At 62.2% G+C, this 20,560-nt stretch carries 18 protein-coding genes and 2 tRNA genes; 6 read left to right on the top strand and 14 right to left on the bottom strand.

Annotated elements, in window-relative coordinates; all coding sequences use genetic code 11:
- Window positions 1-37 precede the first annotated feature (37 nt).
- The 11 genes from phoB to recJ form a co-directional block, all read right to left on the bottom strand.
- Window positions 38-724, bottom strand: a complete 687-nt coding sequence (gene phoB, locus MUY37_RS09000) for a phosphate regulon transcriptional regulator PhoB (RefSeq protein WP_499195000.1) — start codon at window positions 722-724, stop codon at window positions 38-40.
- A gap of 70 nt (window positions 725-794) precedes the next feature.
- Window positions 795-1,466, bottom strand: coding sequence for a phosphate signaling complex protein PhoU (phoU, locus tag MUY37_RS08995; RefSeq protein WP_115417876.1), 672 nt, complete (start codon window positions 1,464-1,466; stop codon window positions 795-797).
- 13 nt (window positions 1,467-1,479) lie between these two features.
- A complete protein-coding gene (gene pstB, locus MUY37_RS08990) occupies window positions 1,480-2,226 on the bottom strand; it encodes a phosphate ABC transporter ATP-binding protein PstB (protein WP_499195141.1) in 747 nt (248 codons plus the stop codon).
- A 38-nt stretch (window positions 2,227-2,264) separates the two neighbouring features.
- Entirely contained in the window at window positions 2,265-3,515 is a 1,251-nt protein-coding gene (gene pstA, locus MUY37_RS08985) for a phosphate ABC transporter permease PstA (protein ID WP_499194999.1), read from the bottom strand.
- Window positions 3,508-4,893 carry a phosphate ABC transporter permease subunit PstC gene (gene pstC, locus MUY37_RS08980; RefSeq protein WP_499194998.1) on the bottom strand — a complete coding sequence of 462 codons (1,386 nt, stop codon included), beginning with the start codon at window positions 4,891-4,893 and terminating at the stop codon, window positions 3,508-3,510. The genes pstA and pstC overlap by 8 nt, the downstream gene beginning before the upstream one ends.
- 15 nt (window positions 4,894-4,908) lie before the next feature.
- Window positions 4,909-5,955, bottom strand: a complete 1,047-nt coding sequence (locus MUY37_RS08975; RefSeq protein WP_499194997.1) for a substrate-binding domain-containing protein — start codon at window positions 5,953-5,955, stop codon at window positions 4,909-4,911.
- A gap of 88 nt (window positions 5,956-6,043) precedes the next feature.
- The gene (locus MUY37_RS08970) at window positions 6,044-7,387 is read right to left on the bottom strand and encodes an OprO/OprP family phosphate-selective porin (protein WP_499194996.1); all 1,344 of its coding nucleotides are present in this window, start codon (window positions 7,385-7,387) and stop codon (window positions 6,044-6,046) included.
- Window positions 7,388-7,523: 136 nt separating this feature from the next.
- Complete coding sequence (locus MUY37_RS08965; RefSeq protein WP_499194995.1) at window positions 7,524-8,711, bottom strand: ATP-binding protein; 1,188 nt, start codon at window positions 8,709-8,711, stop codon at window positions 7,524-7,526.
- 62 nt (window positions 8,712-8,773) lie between these two features.
- Window positions 8,774-8,848, bottom strand: a tRNA-Glu gene (locus MUY37_RS08960).
- A gap of 46 nt (window positions 8,849-8,894) precedes the next feature.
- A tRNA-Glu gene (locus MUY37_RS08955) sits at window positions 8,895-8,969 on the bottom strand.
- Between the two features lie 84 nt (window positions 8,970-9,053).
- Entirely contained in the window at window positions 9,054-10,832 is a 1,779-nt protein-coding gene (gene recJ / locus MUY37_RS08950; RefSeq protein ID WP_499194994.1) for a single-stranded-DNA-specific exonuclease RecJ, read from the bottom strand.
- A gap of 79 nt (window positions 10,833-10,911) precedes the next feature.
- Here recJ and MUY37_RS08945 point away from each other — a divergent pair, with 79 nt between their 5' ends.
- The 3 genes from MUY37_RS08945 to MUY37_RS08935 all read left to right on the top strand — a co-directional run bounded on the left by MUY37_RS08945 (window position 10,912) and on the right by MUY37_RS08935 (window position 12,855).
- Entirely contained in the window at window positions 10,912-11,397 is a 486-nt protein-coding gene (locus MUY37_RS08945) for a flavodoxin family protein (RefSeq protein WP_499194993.1), read from the top strand.
- Window positions 11,398-11,498: 101 nt separating this feature from the next.
- Complete coding sequence (locus MUY37_RS08940) at window positions 11,499-12,305, top strand: hypothetical protein (protein ID WP_499194992.1); 807 nt, start codon at window positions 11,499-11,501, stop codon at window positions 12,303-12,305.
- Window positions 12,306-12,312: 7 nt separating this feature from the next.
- Window positions 12,313-12,855: an AHH domain-containing protein gene (locus tag MUY37_RS08935; RefSeq protein ID WP_499194991.1), complete on the top strand. Its 543-nt coding sequence runs from the start codon at window positions 12,313-12,315 to the stop codon at window positions 12,853-12,855.
- Here MUY37_RS08935 and MUY37_RS08930 read toward each other — a convergent pair.
- Window positions 12,852-13,820, bottom strand: coding sequence for an NAD(P)H-dependent flavin oxidoreductase (locus MUY37_RS08930; RefSeq protein ID WP_499194990.1), 969 nt, complete (start codon window positions 13,818-13,820; stop codon window positions 12,852-12,854). The genes MUY37_RS08935 and MUY37_RS08930 overlap by 4 nt on opposite strands.
- A gap of 81 nt (window positions 13,821-13,901) precedes the next feature.
- Window positions 13,902-14,963, bottom strand: coding sequence for an amidohydrolase family protein (locus tag MUY37_RS08925; RefSeq protein ID WP_499194989.1), 1,062 nt, complete (start codon window positions 14,961-14,963; stop codon window positions 13,902-13,904).
- 327 nt (window positions 14,964-15,290) lie between these two features.
- Here MUY37_RS08925 and MUY37_RS08920 point away from each other — a divergent pair, with 327 nt between their 5' ends.
- Window positions 15,291-17,093 carry a sensor domain-containing diguanylate cyclase gene (locus MUY37_RS08920; RefSeq protein ID WP_499194988.1) on the top strand — a complete coding sequence of 601 codons (1,803 nt, stop codon included), beginning with the start codon at window positions 15,291-15,293 and terminating at the stop codon, window positions 17,091-17,093.
- Here MUY37_RS08920 and leuA read toward each other — a convergent pair.
- Window positions 17,090-18,772, bottom strand: a complete 1,683-nt coding sequence (gene leuA, locus MUY37_RS08915; RefSeq protein ID WP_499194987.1) for a 2-isopropylmalate synthase — start codon at window positions 18,770-18,772, stop codon at window positions 17,090-17,092. The two genes, MUY37_RS08920 and leuA, sit on opposite strands and share 4 nt — an antisense overlap.
- A 229-nt stretch (window positions 18,773-19,001) precedes the next feature.
- On the opposite strand from leuA, the gene MUY37_RS08910 reads away from it, so the two are divergent.
- Window positions 19,002-19,424 (top strand): PaaI family thioesterase, encoded by a 423-nt coding sequence (locus MUY37_RS08910; RefSeq protein ID WP_499194986.1) that lies wholly within the window; start codon window positions 19,002-19,004, stop codon window positions 19,422-19,424.
- Window positions 19,425-19,426: 2 nt separating this feature from the next.
- A complete protein-coding gene (locus MUY37_RS08905) occupies window positions 19,427-20,554 on the top strand; it encodes an epoxide hydrolase family protein (protein WP_499194985.1) in 1,128 nt (375 codons plus the stop codon).
- The last annotated feature ends 6 nt before the right edge of the window (window positions 20,555-20,560 follow it).

Raw genomic sequence — 20,560 nt, 5'->3', positions numbered from 1 at the left:
TAGCGGGCCGCTTCTGTTTCCTGGCTGAACGGCCAGATCAGGCTTCGAGCGAATAGCCGGCACTGCGCACGGTGCGTACCGGGTCCTTGGCACCCTCGATCTCGATCGCCTTGCGCAGGCGGCGGATATGGACGTCGACCGTGCGCAGTTCGATTTCGCTTTCGGTACCCCAGACCCCGTCGAGGAGCTGCCCGCGGCTGAACACGCGCCCCGGACTTTCCATGAAAAACTTGAGCAAGCGGTACTCGGTCGGGCCGAGCTGGAGGGTGCGGCCGCGCCGGGTCACCTTGTGCGCCACCGGGTCCAGCGTGATATCGCCGACCTCGATGCTTTCCCCCGCCAGCGCAGGGCGGATACGACGCATGACCGCAGCCACGCGGGCAAGCAGTTCGCGTGGGCTGAACGGCTTGGTCAGATAATCGTCCGCCCCCGTATCGAGGCCGCGCACCCGATCGTCTTCCGCCTCGCGGGCGGTCAGCATGATGATCGGAACGTGTGCGGTATCCTTGTCACGGCGCAATCGGCGACACACTTCGATTCCGCTGGTCCCTTCGATCATCCAGTCGAGGATAACGAGGTCGGGCACGTCCTCTGAAGCGAGCAACAAGGCCTCGTCACCATCGGAGGTCGTGCGAACCTGATAGCCTTCGTTGGAAAAACGATATTCGAGCAGTTCGGAGAGGGCTGGATCGTCCTCTACCAGAAGCAGTTTGGCGGCGTGCAAATCTTTGCCTTTCCGGGAATTCTCAGTCTCGGTCGGCAAAGCTTTATGACCCTCGCGCTACAGTTTTGTGTCAACCGTCTTCATCGGGCGGATAATTGCCCGTTGCCGCAAAGTGCACCATTTCAGCAACATTCGTGGCGTGATCGCCGACACGCTCGAGATTGCGTGCGATGAACAGCATCTGCGCCGCGCTCGAAATGGTGGAAGGGTTTTCGACCATGTGGCTGACGAGATTGCGAAAAATCGAATTGTAGAAGGCGTCGACCTTCTCATCGGCCGCGATCACCTCGCGGGCCAGCTCGGCATCGCGGGCGGCGTAAGCGGTCAGCACGTCATGGACCATTTCGGCAGCGACTTCCGCCATGGCGGGCAGCAATGTGAGCGGTTCGAACTGCTTGCGATTGCCGCCGATCTGCTTGCTCGCCTTGGCGATGTTCTTCGAATAATCGCCGATGCGTTCCACCACGCCGGCGATCTTGAGGGCGGCGATCACTTCGCGAAGATCGTCGGCCATGGGGGCACGCAGCGCGATGATCCGCACGGCAAGCTTGTCGACCTCGCTTTCGAGCGCGTCGATCTTCTTGTCGCCTTTGACGACCTTGTCCGCCAGCTCATCGTCGCCCTTGACGAGCGCTTCGAGCGATTGGGCGACCGCCGCTTCGGCCAATCCGCCCATTTCGGCGATCAGGCCGCGCAGGCGGGTGATGTCTTCATCGAAGGCCTTTACTGTATGTTCTTGCATGGAATTCATGGCCTTATCCGTAGCGACCCGTGATGTAATCCTGGGTGCGCTTTTCGTGCGGATTGGTGAATATGTCAGATGTGCGGCCGTATTCCACCATTTTTCCGAGGTGGAAGAAGGCGGTACGCTGGCTGACGCGGGCGGCCTGCTGCATCGAGTGGGTTACGATGACGATAGCGTAACGGCCGTTGAGTTCCGCGATGAGTTCCTCGATCTTCGCGGTGGCGATCGGATCGAGCGCGGAACACGGCTCGTCCATCAGGATCACTTCGGGATCGACCGCAATGGCGCGGGCGATACACAATCGCTGCTGCTGGCCGCCGGACAGCGCCGTACCACTGTCCTGAAGGCGATCCTTCACTTCTTCCCACAACCCGGCGCGCTTGAGCGATTTCTCGACGATGGCATCGAGTTCGTCCTTGCCTTCGGCCAGACCGTGAATCTTGGGGCCGTATGCGATGTTGTCATAGATCGATTTGGGAAAGGGGTTGGGCTTCTGGAAAACCATGCCGACCCGGGCGCGAAGCTGCACGACATCCATGCCCGAGCGGTAGATATCCTGGCCATCGAGTTCGATCATCCCCTCGACCCGGGCCGTGGGAATGGTATCGTTCATGCGGTTGAGAGTCCGCAGGAAGGTGGACTTGCCGCAACCGGACGGACCGATGAAGGCGGTCACGTATTCGGTCGGAATGTCGATCGAAACCGAATCGATCGCCTTCTTGTCACCATAGAAAACCGACACATCGGTGGCGCTCATCTTGGCTTCGGTGGGCTCGAGGTTGTCGTGGACTACGGTCACCAGGTTTTCTCGAATTTGTTACGCAGGTAGATGGCGAGCCCGTTCATCACGAGCAGGAACAGTAATAGCACGATGATCGCCGCGCTGGTGCGTTCCACGAAACCGCGGTCGATTTCGTCCGACCACAGGAAGATCTGCATCGGCAGGACGGTCGCGGGCGAGGTAAAACCATCGGGCGGGGTGGCGACAAAGGCGCGCATGCCGATCATCAGCAGCGGCGCGGTCTCGCCAAGAGCGCGTGCCATGCCGATGATCGTGCCCGTAAGGATGCCCGGCAAGGCAAGCGGCAGGACGTGGTGGAACACGACCTGGACGGGCGAGGCACCCACTGCAAGCGCGCCATCGCGAATGCTCGGCGGAACGGCCTTGATGGCGTTGCGGCCCGAAATCACAATGACCGGCATGGTCATCAGGGCGAGCGTCATACCGCCGATCACCGGCGCCGACCGCAAATTGGGGAACAGCGTCAGGAATACGGCGAGGCCCAGCAGGCCGAAAATGATCGATGGAACGGCGGCCAGATTGTTGATCGACAGCTCGATGAAGTCGGTCCACCGGTTCTTGGGCGCATATTCTTCGAGATAGAGTGCCGCGAGAACGCCGATCGGGAATGCTAGCAGGAGGGTGACGACCATCGTCAGCATGGAGCCCTTGAGCGCGCCCCAGATACCGACCTGCTGCGGGTTTGTCGCATCAGAGCGGGTCAGGAAGCCGACATCGAAGTTCTTCTCGATCTGCCCTTCTTGCGCCAGTTGCGCCGCGAGCGCCTGCATGTCCTGCGAGCCTTCACCTTCATAACCCGAAGCAAGATCGGCCGATGCGGGAAGGGAGAACGTGATCTCTTCGCGCAGAATTGCCGGATCGGCGATGATCGCCGCGGCAACGTCGCGCCAGGCTTGGGGGCCGAGCTCTTCGGCACCATCTTCGCCCAGATGTTCTTCCGCGAAGTATTGGACCACGTCGCGCAGGCCCTGTGCCTCGAGCGAGGCGAGGGCACCCGGCTGTGCCATGGCTGTGGGATCGGCCGCGATACCGGATTCGGCAAAATCGACAGGGACCTGCACTTCCACGCGCTGGAACCCGCCAATCCCGTTGAAGGTCATTGTCGCGAGCAGGAGTATGAGCACGGCGATCGAGAACAGGATCGCCGACAGGCCAAGCGCCTTGAACCGGCGTTCGGCAGCGTAGCGTTTCTTGAGGCGCGCCTCGAAGGCGGGCGTGCGAGTGGGGGCGACACGCTCAGTCATATGCTTCGCGATACCTTTTGACCACGCTGAGCGCGATGAAGTTGAGGCCGAGGGTGACGAGGAACAGAACAAAGCCGAGGGCAAAGGCGCTGAGCGTGGCAGGGTGGTCGAAGCTCCCTTCGCCGGTCAGCATCTTGACGATCTGGACCGTCACAGTCGTCATTCTGTCGAGGGGGTTGGCCGACAGGTTGGCCGCCGTCGATGCCGCCATCACCACGATCATGGTTTCCCCGATCGCGCGGCTGATGGCCAGCATGATCCCGGCCACGATGCCGGGCAGGGCAGCGGGAACCAGAACGCGTCGGATCGTCTCGCTGGTCGTCGCCCCCATGGCCAGGCTACCGTCGCGCATTGCTTGCGGAACTGCGGTGATGCTGTCGTCGGCCATCGAGGATACGAAGGGAATGATCATCACACCCATGACCAGACCGGCGGCGAGTGCGCTCTCGGTCGAAGGGTTCGTCACGCCGAGCTTCAGGGCGATATCGCGAATGGCCGGTGCGATCGTCAGAGCGGCGAAATATCCGTAGACGACCGTCGGCACGCCGGCGAGAATCTCGAGCGCCGGCTTGATCCATTTGCGCAGCCGGGGGTTGGCATATTGGGTGAGGTAGATCGCGCTCATGAGGCCGAGGGGGATGGCGACGATCATGGCGATGATCGCACCGATGAACAGTGTCCCCCAGAACAGCGGCACCGCGCCATAGCGGGATGGATCGGGATTGTCGGGATTGGCCATGGGGTCGGGACCCCAATGCGTGCCGAAAAGGAAATCGATCGGTGAAACCATGCCGAAGAACCGGACGGTTTCGAAAATAAGGCTGGCAAGGATGCCGATGGTGGTCAGGATCGCCACCAGCGAAGCACCCAGCAAGATCGACATGACGATCCGCTCGACCTTGGTGCGGGCTGCGAAATCCGGGCGCAGGCGCAGGAAGGCGTAGGCACCGCCGAGAAACGCGATCAGCACCGTGACCGCGATCCCGATCAGGTTGTAATGCGACAGCGCATCCCGATAGGGTTCGACAAGCGCGGCAGCCTGGGGATTGAACACGGCAGGCGCCGCCCCCGTCGCGACTGCGCGGGCCTCGTTGAGGATCGTCTGGCGTTCGAATCCGAATACGGGAAGGTCGGCCGCTGCGGGATCGGCCAAGACCGACTGGCTGACGAGGCCCGGAGCTATCGCACCCCAAAGCGCCACGAATACCAGTACCGGAAGCACAATCCACAGCGCGACGTACCACGCGTGGTAGGTAGGCAGGCTGGCAAGCCTGCCATTGGCGCTTTCACGCCGAAAGGTCCATGCACGTGCACGAGCCGCCAACCATCCGGCGAGCCCGAGCCCGAGGGCCAGGAGGAGCAAGATGGCTGGCGACATGCGTTACATTCAACCTTACTTGAGCTGGGCGCCGTCGAGCGTCGTGAACTCGGTCGCCGCTTTCTGGTTGGCCGCCATAACGTCATCGGGCGAAGCCACAAGGCCGATCTTTGCCAGATCGCCATCCTTTGCCCACATCTTGGTCCACTGGGCGAGATATTCCTTGAGCCCGGGGATCGCGTCGAGATGGGCCTTCTTCACATAGACGTAGAGCGGGCGAGCGCCGGGATATTCGAAGCTCGAAATATTTTCGTAGGTCGGGGCGACACCATTCATGTTGAGGCCCTGAACCTTGTCGGCGTTTTCTTCGAGATAGCTGTAGCCGAAGACGCCCACGGCGTTGGGATTGCCCTCGATCTTCTGGACGATGAGATTGTCCTGCTCGCCCTGGTCGACATAGGCCCCGTCCGACCGCACTTCGGTACAGAGCTGGTCATAACGGTCTTCGTCGGTCTCTTTCAGTGCCTTCATGTCCGCGTTGGTCTTGCAACCGGCTTCGAGAACAAGTTCTTTGAGCGCATCGCGCGTGCCCGAGGTGGAGGGCGGGCCGTAGACCAGGATCGGCTGATCGGGCAGCGAAGGATCGACGTCCGACCAGGTCTTGGTTGTCTGCTCGCCGCCATAGGGCGATGCGGCCAGCGCTTCGTAAACCTGCTGAGGGGTCAGGTTCATGGTGATCCCACCCTTGGCCGAAGCGAAGGCGATGCCATCGAGACCGACCTGCAGTTCGATCACATCGGTCACGCCATTGGCCTGGCAGTCGGCGAATTCGCTGGCCTTCATGCGGCGCGATGCATTGGTCATGTCGGGCGTATCGGCGCCGACACCGGAACAGAACAGCTTCATGCCGCCGCCCGTGCCGGTCGATTCGATGATCGGCGAGCGGAATTCGGGGTTGGAGCGCACGAAGGCTTCCGAAACCGCCTTGGCGAAGGGGAAGACGGTCGAGGAACCGACCGCGCGGATCGAATCGCGCGAAGCGGAGTCACTACCGCTGCCACCGCATGCGGCGAGGGCGGCGGCGGAAACTGCGGCGAATATGATGGATTTGGTCTTGGTCATGGGTAGCCCCTTGGGTTGATAGCTAGCGGCGCCAAAGCGCCTCAATGTTACAGGGTTGCGACAATCGTTTGACTGGCTTTTTCGCAGGTCAGAAATCGACCTGCGCGCGCAGACCCACGGCGTCCACGCCGTAAGAGGTATCGCCATTGGCGGTCGGCAGAACAGCATCGGTATATTGGAGCCGCCCGTAGTTGACCATGAAGGCCGTATAATCCGTGGGCTTCCAGATGAGCGAGGCGAGATAGCCGGCCTGCTGACCGCCCAGAATACCGCCATCGTTCAGATCGAGGTGATCGTAGCGCAGGTTGAGCTGGAGCGAGCCGAAACCACCTTCTCCCACCGGATTGCTCGGTTTGGTACGGTCGAACTTGCCTGCCTTGTAACCGCGCCTGTCATCGGTGAGGAAAACACCGGCTTCGAAATAGGCGCCGAAGAAGGTCGGGGCCATTGCCGCGCCGGGCATGTTGACCTTCTGCCAATACCCTTCCGCAGCGGCATGGAACCGTCCGGCGATCGCAGCGCCTTCGAGCCCGAATCCGGTCTCGCTCTTCGCGCCGAGTCGGCCGGTATTGACGAACCGCTCGGAAGTGAAATGAACCAGCGGACGCTGGCGATAGCGTACGGTCGCAGCCGGATCGTCGATATCGTTGTAATGAAACGAGCCGCCGAAGTGGAGCTGCGCGTCGCCCGATTTGGGCATGAAGACCAGACGGGCATCGACTCCGCGATTCTTGCTCGACGTGTCGTCGAAATTGTCGGTGAAGACGCCGGCCTGCGCCAGGACCGCGCCTTTCGAATAGGTCAGTGATGCACCGATGCGGCGCTCGAAGCCGAAAGCGTCGGTGAAGGCCGCGCGCTCGATGAAGGTTGTGTGGAGGCTGCTGGTCAGCTCTTCCAGCGACTGGAAGTTGTTGTGGTGACCGATCGCGATTTCGAGCGGGCCGTCCTCGTAAGTCAGGATGGCGTCGGCCATCTCCACCTCGTTCCCGGCGAAATCGACCTCCACCTTGTAGCCGAAGCCGCCCGGGATATCGCCCGAAGCGCCGAGACGGGCGCGGCGCACTTCATTGCCGAAACCATCGCTGGCGCCAGTCGATTCCGGGGCATTGGTCCACCCGGCATCGTACATCAGGCGGCCGCGCGGCTTGAAACTCCAGCCATCTCCCTTTTCGAGCGTGGCGACAGCCGTCTCGGGCTTCGCCGCAGCGGCTGCAGTATTGGCCGCGATGGTTGCGTCCTGCGCCTCATTCGCAGCCCTGGCGGCTGCCAATTCGTTTTCGAGCTGGTCGATCCGCGCATTCATCGCGGAAAGCTGGGCGCGCATCTGGGCCAGTTCGTCGGTCGTGACAGTTGCGTCCTGGGCGAACAGCGGGGTGGCCATGGTGCAGCAGAGCGCCGCAGCCGCCAGCGACAGGCGGTAAGTACGGGTCATCGGGACGAATCCTTTGAACGGGGAGTTACGGTGCGACGACGCCTCTATGACCGTTAAATTACATTTCGATGACAGGCTGCGAGCAAGCGGATGTACCGGCGCGATGCGCTGCGGGGGTTCGCGATAGGGTGTAAGGTCAGACAGTCTCGTCGGCTTTTTCGATCGGCAGGGTGACAGTGACCCTCGTGCCTTCGCCAGGCGTGCTGTCGATGTCGAGTCTGCCACGATGCCGCTCCACGATATGCTTGACGATCGCAAGGCCCAGCCCGGTTCCCCCCGATGCCCGGCTGCGACCGGGATCGGTACGGTAAAAGCGACGGGTGAGGTGGGGAATATGTTCCGGCGATATGCCGTCGCCGCGGTCGGTAACGGTCAGGCGCACACGGCTGTCACCTCTTGGATGCAAGCGCACGGTGACCCGCTCGCCCGGGCTCCCGTATTTGAACGCGTTGTCGACGAGGTTGCGGACGAGTTGTTCGAGCTGTTGCCGGTCACCTAGCACCTCGAACGCCTGCGCAGTCTCGAAATCGAGCAATGATGCCCGCTCGCCGCTCGCCGCATCGTGAGCGGCGCGTTCCACCAGCTTGGAGAGATCGAGTGTCTTGCTGGGGAGATCGTGCTTCTCGGCTTCGATTCGCGACAGGGACATGAGATCGCTGACAAGATCCTGCAGCCGCTTGGCTTCGCGCTGGATAGTACCGAGGAATTTGTCGGCCATTCGGGGGTCGAGCCGGTCCACGTCTTCGCGCAGCGTCTCCACATAGCCAATGATCGAAGCAAGCGGCGTGCGCAGTTCGTGGCTGGCATTGGCAACGAAATCGGTATGCGCGCGGGCAATATCGGCTTCGGCGGTTTTGTTGACGAATTCTATGACGGCAAGGCCGCCGGGCAGGCTTTTGCGGTTGATCCGCCAGATGTCCGTGCGCCGTGCCAGCCCGCGCACGACCGCTCCGCCATCCGCCTTGCGCGCCAGCAGCCGGATGGCTTCGGGCTGGCGCAGCGCCATGCGTACGTCCTGTCCGACGATGTGCCCGCCGAGCAGTTTGCGGGCCGCGAGATTGGCCACGATCACCCGATCGCGTTCGGTGATCACAACCGGCGTTTCGGAGTGCTCGAACAGGTCCGCCATATTGTCGCGAGTGAAAGCGGGGCCGGTGGCAACGGGTTTGTTCTCGGGCGGTCGCGCCGAGACCAGATGGAGAGATCCCGTCCAGACGAGGAAGAGAACCCCCACATAGACCAGGTCGACACCGAGAATCGCAAGAAAGATGCAGGCGGCAACCGCCACTGCGAATCCGGGCCAGGGAAAGCTGCGCTCGCTCATTGCCGCGCGCCTTACCCTTGCCCGGCAAGAGGCGCTACCCGCTTTGCGAAGATGTGGAGAGATGGTGACCCGTACGGGAATCGAACCCGTGTTTCAGCCGTGAAAGGGCCGCGTCCTAACCGCTAGACGAACGGGCCACATATGTGGCGCTTTGCGCGGATTGCAGATGCAATACCGCCACCGTGGTGACCCGTACGGGAATCGAACCCGTGTTTCAGCCGTGAAAGGGCCGCGTCCTAACCGCTAGACGAACGGGCCACACCCGCGTTGCGGGTCGGTGGCGTGGCGGGCCAATTAGGCGTGGGGTTGCGGGCCGTCAACCCTCGAATGCATGCAAATGATTCAATCGGCCCACGCGGCGTCCTCGAGGTGCAGTTCCGCTTGGGGGCGATTGCCCCAATCGTCGATCTTTACCCGGCCTGCCAGCCACAGGCGGCGGCCACGCGAACCGTGCAGCAGGGCCTGGCCCATGTTGCTATCGGCGGCGCGGAAAGCGATGCCCTTGAAGCTCTTGCCATCTTCGCCTGCGGCGATCAGGCGAACGTGATCGGTTCCGACGATATCGCATTTGACGAGCCGCACCGGACCCACGGCGACGCGAGGGCCGGGCCAGCCGACGCCATACGGCCCCGCTTCCTCGAGCGCGTGGACCAGGTCGGGCGTCAGACCACCGGGGGCGACCGCAAGGTCCAGCGCCATGGCCCGCTCTGCCGAAGCGCGGGCGACCTGGCCTTCGAGCATGCTGTCGAGCCGGTCGGCCAGCGCATCGACCTGGTCTGCGGCCACGGTCAATCCCGCAGCCATGGCATGTCCGCCGCCCGCCACCAGCAATCCTTCGTCGCGGGCGCGGATGATGGCGGCGCCAAGGTCGACCCCGGCGATCGAGCGCCCGGACCCCTTGCCAGTCTCGCCGTCGAGCGCGACCACCAGCGAAGGCTTGCCGGTCTTTTCCTTGATGCGCCCGGCCACGATGCCGATCACGCCGGGGTGCCAGCCTTCGCCTGCGACGAGGTGCACCGCGCGATTGTGCTGCGCTGCCAATTGCTCTTCGGCGGCTTCTTGCACTTCCGCTTCGATCGCCCGGCGTTCCTCGTTGAGCGCGGACAATTGCGCTGCGATTTCGCGGGCTTCTTCGGGATCCTGCGTGGTGAGCAGCCTGACGCCTAGCGTCGATTCTCCCACGCGACCGCCGGCGTTGATGCGCGGGCCAAGCGCAAAGCCGAGGTCCGAACATGCCGGGGCGCGCTTGAGGCGGCTTGCATCGATGAGGGCGGACATGCCGATATTGTCGCGCTTGGCCATGACCTTGAGGCCCTGCGAGACGAAGGCGCGATTGAGACCATGTAGCGCGGCGACATCGGCGACCGTACCCAGAGCGACGACATCGAGCAGCGCGAGCAGGTCCGGTTCCTTGCGCGCGGCGAAGAAATCGCGCTCGCGCAGAGTGCGGACCAGGGCAATCGCCAGAAGGAATGCCACCCCGACTGCGGCAAGGTGTCCATGCGCTGCCGCCTCGTCTTCTTCATCCAGGCGATTGGGGTTGACCAGCGCCACCGTCTTGGGAAGGTCCGCAGTGCATTTGTGGTGGTCGACCACGATCACGTCGATGCCCGCCTCATGCGCCATGCCCAGCGCCTCATGCGCCATCGCGCCGCAATCGACCGTGACGATCAGGCTGGAACCCGCCTGGCCGAGCTTGACCAGAGCTTCGCCCGACGGTCCGTAGCCTTCCAGCAGCCGGTCCGGAATGTAATAGCCCGCTTCCACGCCCAGTTCGCGCAGCAGGCGGATCAATAGCGCGGAACTGGTCGCCCCATCGACGTCGTAATCACCGTAAATGGTGATTTTCTCGCCCGCGATCACGGCCTGCGCGATGCGGTAGGCGGCAACATCCATGTCGCGGAATAGGGATGGATCGGGCAGGAAATTCCGCAATGTCGGATTGCGATGTCGCTCGATTTCCTCTGCGGCGACTCCGCGTGAAAGCAAGAGCTGACGCACGATATCGTCGCCCAGGCCCGGCGTGTTGCCGAGCTCCATATTCCCGCCACGCCAGCGCCAGGCACGGCCGGTAAGCGAGGAGGAAACACCGAATACGTAGGAGAGGGCCTGCGATGCCATGGGATGGCAATAGCTTGTGCATGATCTTCGCGGAAGTTCGGGAGATTGACAATCGACAGATGTTGGCGATGCTCTGCCGATGGCCACAACGTCTCTGCTCATCGTCTGGCACAGCCGCACCGGTACCAGCGAGCAGATCGCTCGTGCCGCCAGTGAGGGGGCCGGGGACTGCGGGATACTGAAGCGGGCGTCCGACGTTACGCCGGAGGATCTGCTTGCGGCTGGCGGTTACCTGTTCTGCTGCCCGGAAAACCTCGCCAGTATGAGCGGCGAAATGAAGGAAATGTTCGACCGCTGCTATTACCCGGTGCTGGGGCGGATCGAAGGCAGGCCCTATGCCACGGTCATAGCCGCCGGATCGGATGGGGAGGGTGCACAGCGGCAGATCGACCGCATCGCCACGGGCTGGCGGTTGAAGCGAGTGACCGATCCGTGGATCGAAATGACCGATGCGCAGGAACCGGAAGCGATTCTCGCCCCGAAAACCGTTGCGCCCCAGACGCTTGCCAAGGCGACCGAGCTCGGCGCGGGTCTGGCCGAAGGGATCGCGCAGGGGATCTTCTGAAAAAAGGGTCCGCTTTCGAGCATTAGCGTTTTGTGGACTCGACGGCCTGCCGGATTGCAGCCAAGGTTTGCTCTTCGCAGGGAGAAGGACGGCGTATTCTGGTGGCGGCCGGTGAGCGAAGCATTGGCGAAGGCAGCGCAGTCGGTTCCGGCCTCATCCTCTTGTTCGACAAGGGTAAAAGGCCGGATCGCACCGACCTGCTTGCCGCCCTTTCGGACCAGACGCGCATCGCGATCAGCCACGATCCCATCGCAGCCGAGAGACTTGACCCGGTAAACGGCGCCGCCTTGCCGAACGACAGCGATATCGACTGGGTCGAACTGCTCGCCGACGGGCTGACCTTCGATTTGCTCGGCTTGCGACCAGGCCCCGCGCTGGCCACGCCGGACATCGGCTATCTGTTCAACGTCCAGGTCGACCGCGAGGAGGGGAGCGAGGCGCTCGGACTGTATCCGGGACCGCATATAGCGCAGGGCGCCCATGCACTTCCGATTGTGCGAAGCCTACTGGGGATCGGCGCCGCGCTGGTCCGATCGCTGGGCGGCGTGAATGCGGTGTACTGGCCTCCCGCACGCTCTGCCATCGCGCCGAAGTTTTTCGCCAGAACGACCGAAAGCTGGCTCATCGGCGGACCGTTTCCCGCACTCGGCCTGCTCGGTATCCGGTTCGACGGGCAGGGGGCACTGCTTAGCGAGGGGCTAAACTTCTTCACCGATTGCGAATTGTGGCTCGATCCCGCCCTGTGCCGCGATCGAACCGCCGCTACGCGCCTGGCTGTGCGTGTCGTCCAGGAATTGATCGGTTTCGATCTGCCGGATAGCGCTTGCGAGTTTGCGACCGAAGACGGGACAATTCTGAAATTGGAACCGGATCGCCCAGCCGGTCTGCTCAGGATTCTTCCAGCCTGACTGCGGGATGGATTATCGCCTGCCAGCCACCCTGGGCGCCAATCGTCGCAACCTTCCATTCCGGGCCGTAAACCGACGCGGCTCTCCCCAGCACGATCCGGCGTTGCAGAGGCATCACTTGCTGCCACGCCAACTGCTCGGCGAGGCGTGCTTCGAAGCCTTGTTCGATGCTTTGGGCGCCGACCGGATCGGCTTCGACGACTTTCGCAGGAATGGTCTGCTGCTCCCCGCGCGTGAGGAGGCTGCGCGGCGCCTGGCCCTTCCGCTCCACCGCGGGCCGCATCGTGACTACAATGCGATGGTCATCGAACGGGTCGGCCGCATCGAACGCAAATGGGCGCGCCAATCCACGTCCGATCCGATCCACGCCGCCGAAACCGCGCTGATGCGGCTGGCGCTGTTGCAGCGGGCCTTGCGCCAAAGGCTACTGGACGAGCGAAAGCCCTTTCGGCTCAATCGCAAGGACCCGCTGGGCGGGGGAGTGGACTTTTCCGACCTCGATGCGATGGCCGAGGTTTTATGGGCCGCCGGGACCGCCGTGGTGCTTTAAGCGGTCACCTTCGCGAGCGCTTCCTTCGCGGCGATATATTCGCGTTCGAGCCGGGCGACCGTTTCCTCCACCGGCGCGCTCTTGGTCACGCTGCCAATGCCCTGGCCCGACCCCCAGATGTCCTTCCAGGCCTTGGCCTTGGTGTTGCCGCCGCTGCCGAAGTTCATCTTGCTGGGATCGCTTTCAGGCAGATTGTCGGGGTCGAGCCCGGCGCCCTCGATGCTCGACCGCAGATAATTCCCATGCACTCCGGTGAAGAGGTTGGTGTAAACGATGCCGTCGGCACGGCCTTCGACGATCGCGTCCTTGTAACGCTGATCCGCATTCGCCTCGCTCGCAGCGATCCACGGTGAACCGATATAGGCGAAGTCCGCGCCCAGAGCCTGCGCGCCCAGGATCGAGCGTCCATGAGCGATGGAGCCCGAAAGCGCCACCAGACCATCGAACCATTCGCGGATTTCCTGCATCAACGCGAAGGGGCTGAGCGTGCCGGCATGACCACCCGCACCTGCTGCGACAGGAATGAGGCCGGACGCGCCTTTCTCGATCGCCTTGCGAGCAAAGCGGTCGTTGATGACGTCGTGCAGCGTGATTCCGCCCCAGCTATCCACGGCCTTGAAAACCTCCTCGCGTGCGCCGAGCGAGGTAATCACCATCGGAACCTGCCATTTCGCGCAGGTCTGCATATCGGCATCGAGGCGATCGTTCGACCTGTGAACGATCTGGTTCACTGCATAGGGTGCTGCCGGACGGTCGGGATTGTCCCGGTTATGCGCGGCCAGCTCTTCGGTGATCTGGTGGAGCCATTCATCGACCTGACTTTGAGGGCGGGCATTGAGCGCGGGAAACGCGCCGACAATACCTGCCTTACACTGGGCGATCACGAGTTCCGGCCCGGAAACGATGAACAGCGGCGATCCGATTACGGGAATACGCAACTTGTCGAACGGGGCGGGCAGGGTCATGCGGGAGGCTCCTCTGAGAACTGTGGAGGCGAGGGCCTATGGTGCGTCGAGGCGCTTGTCGAGAGTGACGTTACGTAAACGTCAAGCGTTTGTCGGTGCGAGCTCGAGAATATGCTCGATGTCGTAAATCCGTGCCGCCGTAGCCGCAAAGAGCGCGCGCTTATCCTCCTTGCTGTACCCGGCGGTAAGCCGCTTGAAGGCATTCCAAAGAGTCGGATAGCTGGCGCCCCAGCGATCCACCGGGTAATTGGATTCGAACATTGCGCGCCCCGGACCGAACGCCTCGATGCAGGTTTCGACGTATGGCCGCCACAACGCCGCCAGATATTCGGAACCGTGTCCCTTGGCGGGGCCATCCTCGGGCAGACCGCAGAACGCCATCGCCAGACCGCCCAGCTTCACCGCTACATTGGGACATTCGGCAAGGGTATGGATCGAACGGCGCCAGACATCGAAGCGTTCCTGCAGCTTGCCGCGATAGCTCGCGATATTGAGCGGCGTGCCGCAATGATCGAGAACGATCTGCTGTTCCGGAAACGCCTTGGCGAGGTCGATCAGGTCCCCGAGCTGGGGCTCGAGCAACCAGGCATCGAAGATCAGTCCGTAATCCGAGTAAGCCGCGAAACCGGCGCGGAAGGCGTCCGAGCGGTAGAGGCCCTCCGGTGCATGAAAAGGAGGACCAAGCACATCGGGATTCGCATCCCATGCTGCGGCATGGCGAATACCCTTGAAGCGTCCGTTGCCGGCAGCGACCAGGGCTTCGACAACGGGCCTGACTGCATCGCCAAGCGTCAGGTCGGCATGCCCGACGATTGCCGCACAGGGGCGATAATCGCCGTACTGGCCGCTGGCTCCCTGTGCCGCGACACCATTGGCGAATTCGACTTCGCCCACCGGTTTCATCGCGTCGGCGCGTGCGGCGTCGTAGAAGGCGCCGCATTCCATGAACACCGTGCCGATCACCTTGTGTCCCGAATGCGTATCCGAATGCAGTTCGTCGAAGGTGTAGTAAGCGGCTCCGGCGACGGCTTCGATGAAATCGTGTCTCGGTTCCGGAAAAGCCGCCATCATCGGGCGCAGGTCCCAGAGATGGTGGTGCGGATCGATGATCGGCAGGTCGGGTTCGAGGATATCTTCGGTCATCGGCGGCACTCTCCCTATTTGGCGCGCTCGGCGTGATCTTCACCCATGGCAAAGCCTTCGCGATGGAACACATGGACCACGGTGCTGACAAGGAAAAGTGGTGGTTTCGACGGGCGGCGTTACATCTCCTATCGATGGCGAGCGTCCCGACGAAACGGAAAGGTTAAGAATCAGGGGAGCGTCGAAGCGGCCCAGTTCCTCGCTTTTTTGCGAGCGCATAAGTGGAAATACGTACACAACTGCCTTTGCCGCGTTAAGCTTACCGGTCTAGCGACCTGGTATGGAGTGGTTGAACAAATGATGCATTCCAGGGCGCTGAATCCTGTGATGCAAATCGTCACCTACGGTGCGGTCTTCTTCTGTGTCACATCCCTGACCATCGTCTGGTCTCGGTTTTCCGGGGGGCTTGCGCTGGTGTGGCCGGGCGCGGCCATCGCTGCGGCTCTGTTTCTTACAATTCCGCGCTCCCACTCCTCGGCTGCCGCCGTGACCCTCGCAGTCCTTAGCACTCTCGCTACCGCACTGTTCGGTTTGGGGCCGGTCTGGGCGATTCCATTCGCCCTCGTGAATGTCTTCGAAGCCTGGCTGATCGCATGGCTGCTGGTTCGTTTCCGGCCGCAACGGGACTATGTCGAAAGCGAAATTGGGATCGTCTGGCTGGGCTTTTTGGCGGGGATCGTCGGGCCGCTGGCAGCTTCCATTCCCGGAGGCATACTGGCCTCGCAAGTCATCCCCGGGGGCTGGCAGGAGCATTCCTTTTCATGGTTTATCGCCCATGGATTGGGCACACTCCTGGTGATGCCGCTCACACTGCTCCTGGCATCGTATAAAAAGCCCATTTTCGCGCGGATGTTGAAACGAGACCGGATACTGCCCTTCATCGGCATCACCTTGCTGACCATAGGGATTTCCGCCGTTGCCTTGTTGCAATCGACCTTCCCCACGCTGTTTCTTCCGGTCGTGCCGCTCGTACTCGCCAGTTTTCGCTTCGGCCGGTTCGGTGCAGCGATCACGGTGTTGCTCATCACGCTGATGTCGGCTGGAACGCTCGGCATGAACACCGGCGTCTTTGCGGAACTGACCATTCCATTGTGGCAGAAAGCCCTGTTCCTGCAATTCTATCTCAGCATCCTCGTGCTCCTCTCCTTCCCGCTCGCCGTGGCGCTCAAACAGCGGCAGCGGTTCATGGAAGAACTCGCCAATCGTGAGGCGATGCAGCGCCTTATCGCGGATCATTCCGACGATGCCCTGCTGCAGCTCGACCAGGATGGCATGATCCGCTTCGCCTCGCCTGCCTCCATCCGGTTGAGTGGTCGCGACAAGGTGGTCGACCTTCATCTCACCGCGTTTTTCAGCGAGTTCGACAAGGAAATCGTGGATGGAACTCTACGATCTGCGGCACAATATCCCGGACATACGGAAATCATCGAACGGTCCGTCGAAAGGGGCGGCCAGACCCGCTGGCTGGAAGCCAAGCTACGCGCCATCGATTCCTCGAACCACCAAGCCTGCGCCTATGTGGTTACGATCCGCGACGTCACTGACCGCAAGCTCGACGAGATCCAGGCATCTCGGGAAGCGCGTACCGACGCGCTCACCGGTCTGCCCAACCGGCGGGCCTTCCTCGATGTGCTCGAAGACCAGCTCGAATTTGCCGACGAGGAGCCCATTGCCCTGGCGCTAGTCGATCTCGACTATTTCAAGCGTGTCAACGATTCCTACGGCCATGCGGTCGGGGATACTGTGCTCAAGCAGGTTGCTGAAATCATGCGCGAAAGCGCTAATGACAATTGTTTTTTTGCGCGCCTCGGTGGCGAGGAATTCGGCATGATCGCCGTGGGTCCGGCGCGCGATACCGCCGCGATCATATGTGAGAGGCTGCGTCTCGCTATCCAGCGTCATGTCATGACCGACAATGATGGCGGCACGTTCAACATCACTGCATCGCTCGGGATCGCACGTATCGCCGAACGGTGCAGTTCCTCGATGGCGATGCAGGCTGCCGACGGCCCGCTTTATTCCGCCAAGGCAGCGGGACGTAATCGCCTGCGTCATGCACAGGACATGGGCCGACATGGCGAAAACCGGAAACCTCCGCTGGAGGACAGCCGGGTGGCCGCGAATACCTAAATCTTCTCGACCGCCGAATTTGCAGCGCTGAGAACCGCCCGCACGCTCGCCGTGGCCACGTCCTCGTCGATGCCACACCCCCAGATAGTCCGGCCATCCTTGGCGCGGCATTCGAGGTAGGCGGCGGCGCGGCTGTCGCGGCCTGTGGTGAGCGCGTGTTCGCTGTAATCGACCACTTCGAGCGACAGGCCGAAAGCGTCCTCGATCGTCGTCAACACGCTGGAAATGAGCCCGTTGCCGCGGCCCGAAACGGTCTGCTCCTTGCCCTCGACCGCGATGGTGCCGGTGAACAGGCGGGTCCCGTCGCTGGCGCGGCGTTCGTCGTAATCGACAAGCTGGAAATGCTTGTCAGCCGTCTGGACGTGATAAGCGGCCTTGAAGGCCTCCCATATGTCGGCGGCATCGAGTTCGCGGCCCAGTTCGTCCGCCATGCGCTGGACGTGGGGGCTGAAATCGGCCTGCATGCGCTTGGGCAGCTTGAGGCCCTGATCCTGCTCGAGAACCCAGGCGAAGCCGCCTTTGCCGGATTGTGAATTCACCCGGATGACCGCTTCGTAGCTGCGGCCGAGATCGGCGGGATCGATCGGCAGATAAGGCACGCGCCAATGCGGATCGTTCTGAGTCTCGAGCGCGGCGAATCCCTTCTTGATCGCATCCTGGTGGCTGCCGGAAAATGCCGTGTAGACCAGCTCCCCGCCATAGGGGTGGCGCTGGTGGACAGGCAGTTCGTTGCAATATTCCACCGTCTCGATGACACGGTCGATGTCCGAGAAATCGAGTTTTGGATCAACGCCTTGTGTGTACATGTTGAGAGCCATGGTCACGAGGCAGCAATTGCCCGTCCGTTCACCATTGCCGAACAGGCAACCTTCGACGCGGTCTGCACCCGCCATCAGCGCCAGTTCCGCCGCCGCGACCCCGGTCCCGCGATCGTTATGCGTGTGCAGCGATATAACCGCACTCTGCCGGTTGGGCAGGTTGCGGATGAAATACTCCACCTGATCGGCGTAGATATTGGGCGTCGCCGCCTCGACGGTGGCAGGCAGATTGAGGATGATCGGGTGCTCGGGTGTCGGCGCGAGCACCTCCATCACCGCCTCGCAAACTTCCAGACTGAAATCGAGTTCGGCGGTCGAGAAGGTTTCGGGGCTGTATTGAAAATGCCAATCGGTTTCCGGCTGCTTGCCTGCCTCGTCGCGCATCACCTTGGCACCGTGCACCGCGATGTCGCGCACCTGCTCGGTGGTCATGCCGAACACGACTTCGCGCCATGCGGGGCTGACCGCGTTATAGAGGTGGACGATTGCTGCCCGCGCTCCGGTCAGGCTGGCAAAGCTGGTGCGTATGAGATCTTCGCGGCTCTGAGTGAGCACCTGGACCAGCACGTCGTCCGGAACGCGGCCCGATTGCACGAGGCCGGAGATAAAGTCGAATTCGGTCGCACCCGCGCTGGGAAAGCCGACTTCGATTTCCTTCACCCCGATCTCGACCAGCAGATCGAAGAAACGGTTCTTCTTGTGCGCATCCATCGGGTCGACAATGGCCTGATTGCCATCCCGAAGATCGGTGGAGAGCCAGCGTGGGGGCGTGGTGATGGTTCGGCTCGGCCATTGCCGGTCGGTCAGAGCGACCTGTGGGAAAGGCGAATATTTGGTGCTCGGGTTGTGGAGCATGGACATTACGGGGGGTCTCTGGTCTTGCGGAAGCTTGCGGGGCGGTAGTTGGTCCCTTGGGCGCTCAGCGCACCGGGAAAGGCACGCCAGCTATCACGCCCAAGGGCGTGTAAGTCGCAGGATAATCAGACCGAGTGCGTAGTGCATGGCCATCGCTATGGTGCCCTTCCTCGGGGTTGTAAAGCAAAAGAAGCTTGGGCATCGCGTGACATATTGTTTCGCGAAGGGAGCGTGCATGGCAGACGGACATTCATTACACGAAACGATGGGGCTGGTGCGTATCGTCTCCACCGACCCGGAAGGGCGTGCGAGCCTGGAATACGAGGCCAAGCGGGAACAGTGCCATTCGGGCGGCGTGGTACAGGGTGGCTTCATCAGTGGATGGATCGACGCCGCCATGGCCCACGCAGCGATGGCGAAGAACGGGCAGGGCATCGTGCCGATGACGCTGGAGCTGAAGGTCAGCTTCTTCGCGCCGACGCGGCCCGGATCCGTGATCGCGGAGGCTTGGGTTGAACGCCACGGCAAGCGCACCAGCTTTTACGAGGGGCACCTCAAGGATGCGAACGGAACCATACTCGCCAAGGCGACCAGCACGATTCTGCTGGCCGATATGAGCCGAGTGGTCGCGGCTTCCAAAAAGGCGACCGGAGAGTAGGCATGAGCGCAATCAGGCCGTTTGAGCTGACTGTTCCGGACGGTGAACTGGTGGCGCTTGCCGACAGGCTCGACCATGCTCGCTGGCCCGAGGAGGAGCCGGTCCATGACTGGTCGCAAGGAACGAAGCTGGCAGCGCTCAAGGAGTTGGTCGCCTATTGGAGGATCGAATACGACTGGCGGCGCTGCGAGGCGCGGTTGAACGAGATCGGTCAGTTCATGACCGAGATCGACGGGCTCGATATCCATTTTCTGCATAGGCGCTCCAGCCGCGAAGACGCATTGCCGCTGGTGATCACCCATGGCTGGCCCGGATCGGTGGTCGAGTTCCTCGATGTCATGGATGAGTTGGCCGAACCCACGGACCCGGAGGCGATGGCCTTTCACGTAGTCGCTCCCTCGCTGCCCGGTTACGGTTTTTCGCAGAAGCCATCCGCGACGGGCTGGGGTGTCGAGCGAATCGCGCGCGCATGGGCCGAACTCATGCAGCGCCTCGGTTACACCCGTTGGGTGGCCCAAGGCGGCGATTGGGGCGCTGCCGTGACGACCGCCATAGGGCAATTTGCACCGCAGGGGTGCAACGGTATTCACCTCAATATGCCGATCGGCAGGCCCGGACCGGAGGACCTGCAGAGCGAGGACCCTCACGTGCTCGAAGCGATGCGGCGTCTCGGTTTTTATCGGGAATGGGATTCCGGCTATTCGAAGCAGCAGAGCACCCGCCCGCAGACGATCGGCTATTCGCTGGTCGATTCTCCCATCGGTCTTGCCGCGTGGATACTCGAGAAGGTCTATTACTGGACCGACAATGACGGCTCGCCCTGGGATGCGCTGTCGATGGATCAGGTGCTGGACGACATCATGCTTTACTGGCTGCCGAAGACGGGCGCCTCGGCGGCGCGGCTCTATTGGGAAAGCTTCGCCAAGCTCGGTGGAGGCACCGTGGCCATCCCTGCCGGTGTCAGCGCCTTTCCGAAAGAGATACTGCCCGCACCGCGCGCCTGGGTGGAGCGCACGCTGACCAATCTGGTTTACTGGAACGATCTCGACGCGGGGGGCCATTTCGCGGCGTGGGAGCAACCCGAACTGTTCGTTGCGGAGTTGCGCGCATGTTTCGCAAGGATGCGATAGGATGGG

Origin of the sequence: Qipengyuania sp. ABI-127-1 (genome assembly GCA_022953095.1) — a bacterium.
GTDB lineage: Bacteria > Pseudomonadota > Alphaproteobacteria > Sphingomonadales > Sphingomonadaceae > Qipengyuania.
The sequence above is the reverse complement of the archived record's forward strand: the minus strand, read 5'-3'. Positions and strand labels throughout refer to the sequence as shown.

Coding starts and splice junctions, on each gene's coding strand:
- MUY37_RS08935 (WP_499194991.1), top strand. CDS start 12,313: ATGGATTATCGCCTGCCAGCCACCCTGGGCGCCAATCGTCGCAACCTT.
- MUY37_RS08930 (WP_499194990.1), bottom strand. CDS start 13,820: ATGACCCTGCCCGCCCCGTTCGACAAGTTGCGTATTCCCGTAATCGGA.
- MUY37_RS08970 (WP_499194996.1), bottom strand. CDS start 7,387: ATGACCCGTACTTACCGCCTGTCGCTGGCGGCTGCGGCGCTCTGCTGC.
- MUY37_RS08920 (WP_499194988.1), top strand. CDS start 15,291: ATGCAAATCGTCACCTACGGTGCGGTCTTCTTCTGTGTCACATCCCTG.
- pstC (WP_499194998.1), bottom strand. CDS start 4,893: ATGTCGCCAGCCATCTTGCTCCTCCTGGCCCTCGGGCTCGGGCTCGCC.
- MUY37_RS08975 (WP_499194997.1), bottom strand. CDS start 5,955: ATGACCAAGACCAAATCCATCATATTCGCCGCAGTTTCCGCCGCCGCC.
- phoU (WP_115417876.1), bottom strand. CDS start 1,466: ATGCAAGAACATACAGTAAAGGCCTTCGATGAAGACATCACCCGCCTG.
- recJ (WP_499194994.1), bottom strand. CDS start 10,832: ATGGCATCGCAGGCCCTCTCCTACGTATTCGGTGTTTCCTCCTCGCTT.
- MUY37_RS08910 (WP_499194986.1), top strand. CDS start 19,002: ATGGCAGACGGACATTCATTACACGAAACGATGGGGCTGGTGCGTATC.
- MUY37_RS08905 (WP_499194985.1), top strand. CDS start 19,427: ATGAGCGCAATCAGGCCGTTTGAGCTGACTGTTCCGGACGGTGAACTG.
- MUY37_RS08925 (WP_499194989.1), bottom strand. CDS start 14,963: ATGACCGAAGATATCCTCGAACCCGACCTGCCGATCATCGATCCGCAC.
- pstA (WP_499194999.1), bottom strand. CDS start 3,515: ATGACTGAGCGTGTCGCCCCCACTCGCACGCCCGCCTTCGAGGCGCGC.
- MUY37_RS08945 (WP_499194993.1), top strand. CDS start 10,912: ATGGCCACAACGTCTCTGCTCATCGTCTGGCACAGCCGCACCGGTACC.
- pstB (WP_499195141.1), bottom strand. CDS start 2,226: ATGAGCGCCACCGATGTGTCGGTTTTCTATGGTGACAAGAAGGCGATC.
- leuA (WP_499194987.1), bottom strand. CDS start 18,772: ATGTCCATGCTCCACAACCCGAGCACCAAATATTCGCCTTTCCCACAG.
- MUY37_RS08965 (WP_499194995.1), bottom strand. CDS start 8,711: ATGAGCGAGCGCAGCTTTCCCTGGCCCGGATTCGCAGTGGCGGTTGCC.